General features: G+C 67.7%; 11 protein-coding genes and 1 pseudogene. 5 read left to right on the forward strand and 7 right to left on the reverse strand.

Translation table 11 applies throughout. The features are described 5' to 3' along the window. The 4 genes from WA317_RS19060 to WA317_RS19075 form a co-directional block, all read right to left on the reverse strand. Positions 1-683 (reverse strand): FAD-dependent monooxygenase (locus WA317_RS19060; protein WP_425174519.1); only part of this gene is annotated, 683 nt, incomplete at its 3' end. Positions 684-785: 102 nt separating this feature from the next. Next, a complete protein-coding gene (locus WA317_RS19065; RefSeq protein ID WP_425174520.1) occupies positions 786-1439 on the reverse strand; it encodes a TetR/AcrR family transcriptional regulator in 654 nt (217 codons plus the stop codon). 68 nt (positions 1440-1507) lie between these two features. Continuing rightward, complete coding sequence (locus WA317_RS19070; protein WP_425174521.1) at positions 1508-3046, reverse strand: glycerol-3-phosphate dehydrogenase/oxidase; 1539 nt, start codon at positions 3044-3046, stop codon at positions 1508-1510. Further along, positions 3046-3615, reverse strand: coding sequence for a TetR/AcrR family transcriptional regulator (locus WA317_RS19075; RefSeq protein ID WP_425174522.1), 570 nt, complete (start codon positions 3613-3615; stop codon positions 3046-3048). The genes WA317_RS19070 and WA317_RS19075 overlap by 1 nt, the downstream gene beginning before the upstream one ends. Before the next feature lie 47 nt (positions 3616-3662). On the opposite strand from WA317_RS19075, the gene WA317_RS19080 reads away from it, so the two are divergent. Both WA317_RS19080 and WA317_RS19085 read left to right on the forward strand, forming a co-directional pair. Continuing rightward, positions 3663-5252: an FAD-binding oxidoreductase gene (locus tag WA317_RS19080; protein ID WP_425174529.1), complete on the forward strand. Its 1590-nt coding sequence runs from the start codon at positions 3663-3665 to the stop codon at positions 5250-5252. Beyond that, positions 5249-6175, forward strand: coding sequence for a diacylglycerol kinase (locus WA317_RS19085; RefSeq protein ID WP_425174523.1), 927 nt, complete (start codon positions 5249-5251; stop codon positions 6173-6175). The genes WA317_RS19080 and WA317_RS19085 overlap by 4 nt, the downstream gene beginning before the upstream one ends. A 55-nt stretch (positions 6176-6230) precedes the next feature. Here WA317_RS19085 and WA317_RS19090 read toward each other — a convergent pair whose 3' ends face one another. Together WA317_RS19090 and WA317_RS19095 are read right to left on the reverse strand one after the other, a co-directional pair. Beyond that, positions 6231-6743: a DUF3145 domain-containing protein gene (locus WA317_RS19090; RefSeq protein ID WP_425174524.1), complete on the reverse strand. Its 513-nt coding sequence runs from the start codon at positions 6741-6743 to the stop codon at positions 6231-6233. 119 nt (positions 6744-6862) lie between these two features. Beyond that, positions 6863-7687 (reverse strand): serine hydrolase domain-containing protein, encoded by an 825-nt coding sequence (locus WA317_RS19095; protein ID WP_425174525.1) that lies wholly within the window; start codon positions 7685-7687, stop codon positions 6863-6865. Between the two features lie 165 nt (positions 7688-7852). Here WA317_RS19095 and WA317_RS19100 point away from each other — a divergent pair, with 165 nt between their 5' ends. From WA317_RS19100 to WA317_RS19110, 3 genes are all read left to right on the forward strand, one after another. Continuing rightward, the gene (locus WA317_RS19100; protein ID WP_425174526.1) at positions 7853-8938 is read left to right on the forward strand and encodes an S-(hydroxymethyl)mycothiol dehydrogenase; all 1086 of its coding nucleotides are present in this window, start codon (positions 7853-7855) and stop codon (positions 8936-8938) included. Continuing rightward, positions 8938-9561: an MBL fold metallo-hydrolase gene (locus WA317_RS19105; RefSeq protein WP_425174527.1), complete on the forward strand. Its 624-nt coding sequence runs from the start codon at positions 8938-8940 to the stop codon at positions 9559-9561. Before WA317_RS19100 ends, WA317_RS19105 begins: the two co-directional genes overlap by 1 nt. A 231-nt stretch (positions 9562-9792) precedes the next feature. Next, positions 9793-10449: a hypothetical protein gene (locus WA317_RS19110; RefSeq protein ID WP_425174528.1), complete on the forward strand. Its 657-nt coding sequence runs from the start codon at positions 9793-9795 to the stop codon at positions 10447-10449. A gap of 24 nt (positions 10450-10473) precedes the next feature. On the opposite strand, the pseudogene WA317_RS19115 reads toward WA317_RS19110, so the two are convergent. After that, positions 10474-11103, reverse strand: a pseudogene (locus WA317_RS19115) (Hsp70 family protein); the annotation flags it as partial.

An 11103-nucleotide genomic window follows, 5' to 3' on the forward strand; every position in this document is an offset into this window, starting at 1 on the left:
ATGCCGTCCACATCGCTGTTCTTGATTTGAATTGCGTCTCCGTCGCCCAACTGCGGCACAAATCGTCGCCACGGCCCGCGAAAGTAAATAAAGACGACATAGATCGGCAGCGCACCATACCCCGACGTCGTGACGTCCAGCGACTTCCGGATCCTGCTGTGCACACCGTCGGCCGCTAGAAGATAGTCGGCCCGCACCCTCTGCGTCTCTTCCGTGTCCAGGTCACGCACGACTGCGGTAACCCCGAAGTCGTCCTGCTCGAACGATGACAGCTCCGTCCCGTAGCGCACCTCATTGCCCTGGCTGCGGGTTTTCGCCAGCAGGATCGGCTCCAGCCTGCTTTGCGGGCAGTACTGGATGACACGCTCCGGGCTCAGCCCGTCCAGGCCCGCGAATATGGCGTCGATGTCTATGGCCGGGTGTTCAACCGGGCTGTTCAGCACCGGCTTCGCGAGCATGTCGGAGACATGCTCGCCAACGGCATGGACCTCGTCAGCCAGCCCCAGGCTGCGCAAGATCTCCAAGGTGCGGAAGCTCAGGTTGCGGGCCTTCGGGTAGACGAACACCTCGCGCCGCTTCTCGACCAGCATTGACGGAACACCGTGTTTCGCAAGCGAAGCGGAAGCGGCGAGCCCGGCGGCGCCGGCACCGACGATGAGTACGGGGACGCGAGTGACGTTCATGCCATCTCCCCTTCCACCAACCCAGCGACTGGCGGGGTGCGTAGACGGAACGCCTCCGTTCCGTTCCGATCCCAGTCTGGCACGAGGCGCGGGGACGCACAACTACCCGTCGGCGGCGCGGGCCGCAGGGGCCGGCGCCGTGGCAAGCGGCAGGATCACATCTTCGAGAACGCGTCGAAGGAAGACACGATCGATCGGCCGCCCCGTCATCACCCGCAGTAGGTTGAGGCCCATCGCGACGTCCGGCATCAGGGTCAGGTCACGGCCGGCGGGGACTTCCCCTCGGGCGACGGCATGGTCCAGCACTACCCGGAGCATGTGCCGGGGGCGGGATAGCACGAGGTCATCCAAGGCGGCTGCCAATACGGGATTGCGGATGGCCGCAGTCGCCACCCCGATAATGACTTGGACCGTACTCAGATCAGCATCATCGAGGTGAGGGGCCGCCGCGGTCAGCGCGTCGATGTCGCCGCGCAGGCTGCCGGTGTTCGGTGGGTCAACCGGCCCAAGCCCTCGTCGCCAATGGGCGATTGCATCGGCGACCACCTCGGCTTTTGACGGCCAGCGACGGTATATCGCTGCCTTACCGACGCGGGCGCGGGAGGCGATGTCGTCCATGCTCAACCGGTCGTAACCCCGTTCGGCGATACCCGTTAGCGCGGCTTCCAGGATGGCTGCGTCCAAGGATCGATCGAGACGTCCCGGGCTTCGCGCCGGCCGCGGGGTGCGCGTCGTCTGGCCACTTTCCAGTTCCATGGTCCGTCCTAGCCGGTACGGGTTGGTTCCGTTCCATCGTATCCGCCGCCGCAAACGCCCGGCACCCGTCAGCCGAACCACGCCAGAAACTCCTCGGCCACCCCGACCACGCGGTCCCGGTCGGGCTCCACCAGACCGATGCGGGTCCGGCGATCGACGATGTCGCCGACCTCCAGCGCGCCCTCGTGGGTGACGGCGTACTCGAACTCCGCGCGAATGACGTCGATGCCGTCGGCAACCGGCTCGGTGGGCCGCTCGCAACTCGCCACCGCCACCACGTTGGCCGCTTCGGCGCCGTAACGTGCGATCAGTGATGCGGGCAGATCGGTGGTGAGCGCCACCGGCGAGCCCGGATTGGTCAGCGCGCCCACCAGCGGAAGATCGCGGGTCCGGCAGGCGCTGCCGGTCAGTCCCCGCAGCCCGACAGCGTGATCGAGCACGTCCTGGGCCATATGCCGGTACTCGGTCAGCTTGCCGCCGATCACGCTGACCACGCCCGCGGGTGATTCGACGACCGCGTGATCGCGCGACACATCGGCGGTGCGGCCTTCACCGGCGTCGATCAACGGCCGCAGCCCGGCATAGGCACCGATGACATCGCTGGTGTCCAAGGCGATGCCCAGCGCGGTGTTGACGGTGTCCAGCAGAAACGTGATCTCTTCGGAACTTGGTTGCGGCACATCGGGAATCGGCCCGGGCGCGTCCTCGTCGGTCAAGCCGAGATAGATCCGGCCCAGCTGCTCGGGCATGGCGAACACGAATCGATTGAGCTCACCGGGTATCGGTATGGTCAGTGCCGCGGCCGGATTGCCCAACGTGTCGGCCGCCAGCACCAGATGCGTTCCGCGGCTGGGCCGTAACTTCAGTGACGGGTCGATCGCCTGTGCCCACACGCCGGTGGCGTTGATGACGGCCCGGGCGGACACGTCGAATGATTCACCGGTGCGCTGATCGGTCAGGCGCGCCGAGGTTCCGGTGGCCTGGGTGGCGCCCACATAGTTGAGGACGCGGGCACCGTACTGGGCGGCGGTGCGTGCGACCGCGTTGACCAGTCGGGCGTCGTCGATCAGTTGCCCGTCGTAGGCGAGCAGGCCGCCGTCGAGTCCGTCGCAGCGGACCGCCGGCGCCATGTCGAGTACCCGCTGTGCTGAAACACGTTGCGAGCGCGGGAGTATCGACGTCGGCGTACCGGCCAGCCAGCGCAACGCGTCACCGGCGAGGAATCCGGTGCGCACCAGCGCCCGCTCGGTACGGCCCATCGATCCCAACAGCGGCACGAGCTGTGGCATCGCGCGCACGAGGTGAGGTGCGTTGCGCGTCATGAGGATTCCACGTTCGATCGCGCTGCGACGGGCGATACCGATGTTGCCGGTGGCGAGATACCGCAGCCCCCCGTGGACCAGCTTGGAGCTCCACCGGCTGGTGCCGAACGCCAGATCGTGCTTCTCCACCAACACCACCCGCAGCCCCCGGGTCGCCGCGTCCAGAGCTATTCCGGCGCCAGTGATCCCGCCGCCGATGACCAGCACGTCGAGCGGTTCGCCGTCCGCGAGCGCCGTCAGTTCCGCGCTGCGGCGCGCGGCGTTGAGCGCGGTCGGGTTATGCATCAGGACAGGTATCCGTTCAACAAGTGAGTGAGTTCGGCGGCCAGGGCGTCCTCATCCAGGATGGCCCGGAGCATCTGCGCGGACTGGATCGTCGACTGGGTGATCAGCAGCACCATCGCGGCAAGGCGGTGCGGATCGCCGGAGCGCACGCTGCCGGTCTGTTGCGCGGCGCGCAGCTCGGCAGCCAGCGCATCGATCAGCATGTGCTGGCTGGTGCCCAGACGTTCGGTGATGTAGACGATTGCCAGCTCGGACCGCAGCACCGCCATCACCAGGTCGTCGCGCCGCAGGCGTTCGGCCACCGCGACCACCCGGTTCACCAGCTCTTCCCGGCCGGCGCCGCGTATCGGCACCGCCCGCACCGCCTCAGCGATGTGACGGGTCAGTAGTGCGGCCAATATCGAGCGGGTGTCCGGCCAGCGGCGGTACACCGTCGGCCGGCTGACACCAGCGCGTCGCGCGATCTCGGCCAACGTCACCCGGTCCACTCCGAAGTCGACCACGCAGGTGGCGGCCGCTGACAGTATCCGGTCCGCGTTGTCGAGCGGTGCGTTACGGATTGACAACATATGTCATACTGTAACGCATGGCTGGTGCCGACGAACTGCTGCCTCCGATGAAGTGGAACGCCTGGGGCGACCCTGCAGCGGCCAAGCCGCTGTCCGAGGCCATCCGCGCACTGCTTAGACAGGCACTCGGCGTGGCCGACTCGGACACGCCGCAACTCAACGCCGGCGACGTGCGGCTGCGGCCCTCGGCGTTGAGCGAGGCCGATCGTGACGGACTGACCGCCATCGTCGGCGACGACTACTGCCGCCTGACCGACCGCGATCGGTTGCTGCATGCGGGCGGAAAGTCGACCTCGGACTTGCTGCGGCGCAACCATTCCGGTGTCCAGGACGCACCCGATGCCGTGGTACTGCCCGGTGGCCCCAATGGTGAAGACGAGGTCGTCGCGATTCTGCGCTACTGCGCGCAGCACGGTATTGCGGTCGTCCCGTTCGGCGGCGGCACCAGCGTGGTCGGTGGACTCGACCCCGTTCGCGGCCGGTTCAGCGCGGTGATCGCGCTCGACCTGCGTCGCCTCGATCAGCTGTGGGAACTCGACCAGGTGTCCGGTGAGGCCGTGCTGGATGCCGGTGTGACGGGCCCGCAAGCTGAACGACTGCTCGGCGAACACGGATTCTCGCTCGGGCACTTCCCGCAGAGCTTCGAGTTCGCCACCATCGGCGGCTTCGCTGCCACCCGGTCGTCGGGCCAGGACTCGGCCGGTTACGGCCGGTTCAACGACATGGTTCGCGGGCTGCGGGTGATCACGCCGGTGGGCGAGCTGGATCTGGGCCGAGCACCCGAATCGGCCGCCGGTCCCGACCTGCGCCAGCTGCTGATCGGGTCGGAAGGCGCGTTCGGCGTCATCACGCGGGTGCGGCTGCGGGTACACCGCATCCCGGCAGCCGTCCGCTACGAGGCATGGTCGTTCCCCGACTTCGCCACCGGCGCCGCCGCGCTGCGCGAGGTCACCCAGACCGGCGCCGGGCCCACCGTCATCCGGCTCTCCGACGAAGCCGAGACGGGAGTCAGTCTCGCCACCACCGATTCGATCGGTGAAGGTCAGGTCAACGGCGGCTGCCTGGCCATCACGGTGTTCGAAGGCACCGAAGCCCACGTCGACAGCAGGCACAACGAGACCCAAGCGGTGCTGACGGCGCACGGCGGCACGTCGCTGGGTGCGGCACCGGCGCGGGCCTGGGAGCACGGCCGGTTCGGGGCGCCGTACCTGCGTGACTCGCTGCTGGCCGCGGGCGCGTTGTGCGAGACGCTGGAGACTGCGACCGTTTGGTCGAACCTGTCCACCCTCAAGACCGCGGTCACTGAGGCGCTGACCGCCGCGCTGACCGAATCGGGCACACCGGCGCTGGTGTTGTGCCACATTTCGCATGTATATGCCACCGGCGCCTCGCTCTACTTCACCGTCGTCGCCGGGCAACGGGGCAATCCCATCGAGCAGTGGTGCGCGGCCAAGGCGGCCGCCACCGACGCGATCGTCGCCGCCGGCGGAACAATCACGCATCATCACGCGGTCGGAGCCGATCACCGGCCCTGGATGCCCGATGAGGTGGGCGAATTGGGAGTACAGCTGCTGCGGGCTGTCAAGGCGACGCTCGACCCTGCCGGAATCCTGAACCCGGGCAAGCTGATTCCGTGACCGGGCAGCTGCACCGGCGAGAGATCGGCCAGGTGACCGTGCTGACCAACCCCGCCTCCGGCCACGGCAATGCCCCGCACGCCGCGCAGCAGGCAATCATCCGATGGCAACAGCGGGGTGTCGACGCCGTAGAAATCGTCGGCGCCGACGCTGCGCACGCGCGCCGCCTGATCGATACGGCCGTCGAGCAGGGCACCGACGCGTTGGTGGTCACCGGGGGTGACGGTGTGATCTCCCTGGCGCTGCAGGCGCTGGCGGGCAGCGACATTCCGCTGGGCATCGTCCCGGCCGGCACCGGCAACGACCATGCTCGCGAATACGGGCTGCCCACGCAGAATCCGGCAGCCGCCGCCGACGTCGTCGCCGACGGGTGGGTAGAAACCGTTGACCTCGGCCGGATCTCGACGGCCGACGGAAGCGCGAAATGGTTCGGCACTGTGGCGGCAACGGGATTCGACTCGTTGGTCAGCGACCGGACGAACCGCATGCGCTGGCCGCGCGGGCGGATGCGGTACAACTTGGCGATGTTCGCCGAGCTGTCCCAGTTGCGGCTGCTGCCGTTTCGGCTGGTGCTCGACGGAGAACGAGAGATCCACACCGCACTGACCCTTGCCGCGTTCGGCAACACCCGCAGCTACGGCGGCGGCATGCTGATCTGCCCCGGCGCCGACCACGCCGACGGCCGACTCGACATCACGATGGTGCACACCGCGTCGCGGGCACGGCTGATCCGCTTGTTTCCCACCGTCTTCAGAGGCACTCACGTCGAACTCGACGACGTCACCACAGCGCGGGCCAGGTCGGTCCGGGTCGAGTCGCCCGGCATCAACGCCTACGCCGACGGCGACTACGCCTGCCCGCTACCGGCCGAGATCTCCGCGGTGCCGTCCGCGCTGCAGGTGCTGCGACCTGTTGCAAGCTAAGGGTGGTGACCCGCTGCGCCCGGCTCTGCCGCGCTTGCGATCACCACGGGACCCGCTAGCCCACTCCCCGGGTGAGCCAGCTCAGCTCACCGACGTCGCCGCCGTCGCGGTAGGCTTCCAGCGCTTCGTCCCAGGCGGTGCCCAGCGCAGAATCCAGTTCGGCGGCCAGCGCGTCGGCGCCGGAGGCCATCATCGATCGCAGCCGTAGCTCTCCAACCACGATGTCGCCGTTCGCGCTGGTGGTACCGCTCCACAGCCCCAGCTGCGGGGTGTGGCTGAACCGCTGGCCGTCGACTCCCGGACTGGGATCCTCGGTCACCTCGAAGCGCAGCACCGACCAGGAGCGCAACGCGTTGGCCAGGCGCGCGCCGGTGCCGACCGGACCGACCCAGTTGGTCACCGCACGGAGCTGGCCGGGCATGGCCGGCTGCGGCGTCCACTTGAGGTTCGCCGTGGCTTCCAGAGTCGACGACAGCGCCCACTCGACATGCGGGCACACCGCGGCCGGCGAGGCATGGATGTACACCACACCGGTCGTCGCCTCGGCGAACTGGTTCGACGCGCGCATCTGCTGCTCCTTCGGTTTCACGAGGGACGTCTTCCCCAACGACCCGGTGATCCCGGCAGCAGAATCTTGGTATCAATGTGTCTTGCGAGTCTATTGTGCCTCGTGATACCCCTGTTGCGCTAGTCCGCGCTGAATTCAGCAACCACCCGGTCCGACAGCGCAGGCCACAGCGGCAACGACCACTCGCCGAAGTCGCGGTCGGTAAGCACCACGAGCGCAAGCTCGGCCGCGGGATCCGCCCAGATGAAGGTGCCCGATTGACCGAAGTGGCCGTAGGTACGCGGTGAGTTCGACGCGCCGGTCCAGTGCGGTGACTTGGCGCTTTTGATCTCGAAGCCCAACCCCCAGTCGTTGGGCCGCTGCACGCCGTATCCGGGCAACACCCCGTCCAGGCCGGGAAACTGCACGGCGGTCGCCTCGGTGTGCGTCTGCGCGGACACCGTCGACGGCCGCAGCAGATCGACCGCGAACGCGGTCAGATCCGCCACGGTGGAGACGGCACCGAAGCCCGCCGCCCACGCGCCCTCGTCCAACCGGGTGTCGGCCATGCTCAGCGGTTCCAGCACCGCCTCGCTGAGGTAACGGCTGAAATCGATGCCCGACTCCTGCTGGATCGTCTCGGCCAGCAGGGTGAACCCGTAGTTGGAGTACATCCGCCGGACGCCCGGTGCGGCCAGCCGGTTGTCGGAGTGCATCGCCAGCCCCGACGCGTGCGCCAGCAGGTGGCGGACCGTGGCGCCGGGCGGGCCGGCCGCGGTGTCGAGTTCGACGACGCCTTCCTCGACGGCGATGTGGGCGGCGCGGGCCACCAGGGGCTTGGTCACCGACGCGAGCGCAAAGACGTGTCGGTTGTCACCGTGACTGGCCAGCCGACCCGACGGGCCGATCACCGCGGCGGCGGCGGTGTCGACCGGCCAGTCGTCCAGAGCGTCGAGGGCAGCCATCGAACGGGAAGCTTAGCGACGGCCGCGGCTGAATCCCGATCGAGACTGCGCCCAGAGCGTCGACGCCGCCGGCAGGCCGCGCTGTGTGCAGACTCGGCGCCACTGACGCAGACTCGGCAGCCATGCGGGCAATCCGGCGAACGGCCCGCCACTAAGTTGAGAGCCATGACTCAGACAGTGCGCGGTGTGGTCTCCCGCAAGAAGGGTGAGCCGGTCGAGTTGGTGGACATAGTGATCCCGGATCCCGGACCCGGCGAGGTTGTGGTCGATGTCACCGCGTGCGGGGTGTGCCATACCGACCTGACCTATCGCGAGGGCGGCATCAACGACGACTACCCGTTTCTGCTCGGTCACGAAGCCGCCGGCACGGTCGAAGCCGTCGGGCCGGGCGTCACCACCGTCGAGCCGGGGGATTTCGTCATCCTCAATTGGCGGGCGGTGTGTGGTGTGTGCCGCGCCTGCAAGCGCGGGCGCCCACAGTACTGCTTCGACACCTTCAACGCCGAACAGAAGATGACCCTGACCGACGGCACCGAACTGACGCCGGCGCTGGGCATCGGCGCGTTCGCCGACAAGACGCTGGTGCACGCCGGTCAATGCACGAAGGTCGATTCCGAAGCCGACCCCGCGGTGGCCGGCCTGCTCGGCTGCGGAGTGATGGCCGGGCTGGGCGCCGCGATCAACACCGGTGCCGTCACCCGTGACGACACCGTCGCGGTGATCGGCTGCGGTGGCGTCGGCGATGCGGCGATCGCGGGTGCCGCGCTGGTCGGTGCGAAGCGCATCATCGCCGTGGACACCGACAACACGAAGCTGCAGTGGGCGCGCAAGTTCGGCGCCACGCATACCGTCAACGCCCGCGAGTTCGACGTCGTCAAGACGATTCAGGACCTCACCGACGGGTTCGGCGCCAACGTGGTCATCGACGCCGTCGGGCGGCCGGAAACCTGGGAGCAGGCCTTCCATGCCCGTGACCTCGCGGGAACCGTTGTGCTGGTGGGAGTTCCGACACCCGACATGCGCATCGAGATGCCGTTGCTGGAGTTCTTCTCGCACGGCGGGGCGCTGAAGTCCTCCTGGTACGGCGACTGCCTGCCGGAACGCGACTTCCCCACCCTGATCGACTTGTACCTGCAGGGGCGGTTGCCGCTCGCGGAGTTCGTCTCCGAGCGCATCGGGCTCGGCGACGTCGAAGAGGCTTTTCACAAGATGCACGAGGGCAAGGTGCTGCGCTCGGTGGTGATCCTCTGATGGTCGCCATCGAACGGATTGTCACCCACGGCACCTTCGAACTCGACGGCGGCAGTTGGGAAGTCGACAACAACATCTGGATCGTCGGGGACGGATCGGACGTGGTCGTCTTCGATGCCGCGCACACTGCGGAGCCGATCATTGCCGCCGTCGGTGGACGCAATGTGGTCGCCGTAGTGTGCACCCACGGGCACAACGACCATGTGACGGTGGCTCCCGAGCTGGGAAAGACGCTGGACGCACCGGTGCTGCTGCATCCGGCCGATGACGTGCTGTGGCGAATGACGCATCCGCACAGGGACTTTCGATTCGTGTCCGACGGCGACAACGTCCGCATCGCCGGCACCGAGCTACGTGCGCTGCACACGCCCGGCCACTCCCCTGGTTCTGTGTGCTGGTATGCCCCCGAGCTGAAAGCGGTGTTCAGCGGCGACACATTGTTCTCCGGCGGCCCCGGCGCGACCGGACGCTCGTTCTCGGATTTCCCCACGATTCTCGAGTCGATCTCGGGACGGCTCGGCGCACTGCCTCCCGACACCGTCGTCTACACCGGACACGGGGACACCACGACCGTCGGCGACGAGATCGTGCACTACGACGACTGGGCGGCCCGCGGCCACTGACTTGTGGCCCCTCCTTTATCCGGCGAGCGTGCACAAACGGCCCTTTTCGCGCGGCGTGTTGCGTGCAGACACGCACGCTCGCGGCAATGGCGGGCAGTGGCGATGCGGCCGGCGGCAAGCTGGCCGCCGACTCACTGTGAGGGAAATATTCGAACTGCTTTTTGCCGCAAAGCCAGCAGGTATGGTCGGGGAGCGTCGGGAACGGGCCGTAACTCGAGGGAGGGGAAGGCTATGAGCGCGCAGGACGACGAAAAGACGGAAGAGCAGGACACCACGAGCAGCGACGAGCACGACGCGCACAGCGACGGCGAGGCTCACGATTCCGACGACGAGCACGACGACGACAAGCACGACGGCGACGACAAACACGACACCGGCGACGACAAGCACGACGGCGACGACGACAAGCACGACACGGGCGACGACGAGCACGACGGCGACGACGACAAGCACGACAGCGACGAGCACGACTCGGGCGACGACCAGGACATGAGCGAAATCGGCCAAGTCTCTGAAGACAAAGTCGCCGAGGAGCCGAGCGACGAAGGCAAAGAAGAAGTAAAGAAGATCGCCGAGGCGTATGCGGACAAGAAGACCGCGGTGATGCCGGGTACCGACCGGACCATCAGCGGCACCGCGGTCAACGAATGGCTCGACGACGAGGGCAATCCGAAGTTCGGTGACCCGGACGAGCATCCCTTCGCCAAAGACGAGGACGACGAAGACGGCGGTGATGGCGAGAAGTCCGAGGACAACTCGAGGGACGAGTCGAAGGACAGCTCGGACGACGAGTCAAAGGACCATCCGGACCACGAGTCAAAGGACCACTCGGACCACGAGTCAAAGGACCACTCGGAGGACTCCAAGGAGTCCGCGGACCAGGACTGAGCAGGCCCGACTGAACTCTCCGGTCTAGCGGCCGCCCCGCCCCGGCTCTTGGACGCCCGGCCCCTCACCAGGTTCGGAACCGCCGGGTCGCCCCGGGAAGTCCGGACCGAACGGCCGATTCGGTGGGTACAGCGGCGGCTGCGTCGTCGTGACTTGACTTGTCGACGTCTGCGTCGACGGCTCGGTGGTCGTGGTTGTCGTCGATTGCGTTGACGACGGAGATTCGCTGGTGGTCGACGGCGGTTGACTGGAGTTCGACTGCTGGGTCTCGGTGGGATTCTGCGAGGCGGTACTTTCCGGCGCGGATGTTCCCCCGCCCGGTCCGGTGCTGATGCTGGGTGACGGCGTTACCGGTGTGGTGCTGGACGTGTTGCGCAACGCGAGCATGATCGCGCCCGCGATGGCAAGCAGCACCAACGCTGCGGCGATGATCAGCACCACCGTCCGCCGATACCACGGAACGGCCGCGGACCCGGCCGGATCCCGGCTCGCGTTCTCGTCGAAGCGCGCGGGCGGACGGCCCGACGCCGCCCCGCCCTCGGCAGATTGTGCCGGGTACTCGCCGGTGAGCAGCGGCGAAATGCCCGTGTCGTCGCCGGCCTCCGACCACGCCAACGCCGGCCCACCGCTCGACCCCGGCGCTGGGTCCAGCAC

The sequence above is a fragment of the Mycobacterium sp. genome, from assembly GCF_049802695.1.
In the GTDB taxonomy this organism is placed as follows: domain Bacteria; phylum Actinomycetota; class Actinomycetes; order Mycobacteriales; family Mycobacteriaceae; genus Mycobacterium.

What these genes read in the sequence shown, in the direction of transcription:
- WA317_RS19065 (WP_425174520.1), bottom strand. Translation starts at nt 1,439, where the DNA reads ATGGAACTGGAAAGTGGCCAGACGACGCGCACCCCGCGGCCGGCGCGA.
- WA317_RS19070 (WP_425174521.1), bottom strand. Translation starts at nt 3,046, where the DNA reads ATGCATAACCCGACCGCGCTCAACGCCGCGCGCCGCAGCGCGGAACTG.
- WA317_RS19075 (WP_425174522.1), bottom strand. Translation starts at nt 3,615, where the DNA reads ATGTTGTCAATCCGTAACGCACCGCTCGACAACGCGGACCGGATACTG.
- WA317_RS19080 (WP_425174529.1), top strand. Translation starts at nt 3,663, where the DNA reads ATGAAGTGGAACGCCTGGGGCGACCCTGCAGCGGCCAAGCCGCTGTCC.
- WA317_RS19090 (WP_425174524.1), bottom strand. Translation starts at nt 6,743, where the DNA reads ATGCGCGCGTCGAACCAGTTCGCCGAGGCGACGACCGGTGTGGTGTAC.
- WA317_RS19095 (WP_425174525.1), bottom strand. Translation starts at nt 7,687, where the DNA reads ATGGCTGCCCTCGACGCTCTGGACGACTGGCCGGTCGACACCGCCGCC.
- WA317_RS19100 (WP_425174526.1), top strand. Translation starts at nt 7,853, where the DNA reads ATGACTCAGACAGTGCGCGGTGTGGTCTCCCGCAAGAAGGGTGAGCCG.
- WA317_RS19105 (WP_425174527.1), top strand. Translation starts at nt 8,938, where the DNA reads ATGGTCGCCATCGAACGGATTGTCACCCACGGCACCTTCGAACTCGAC.
- WA317_RS19110 (WP_425174528.1), top strand. Translation starts at nt 9,793, where the DNA reads ATGAGCGCGCAGGACGACGAAAAGACGGAAGAGCAGGACACCACGAGC.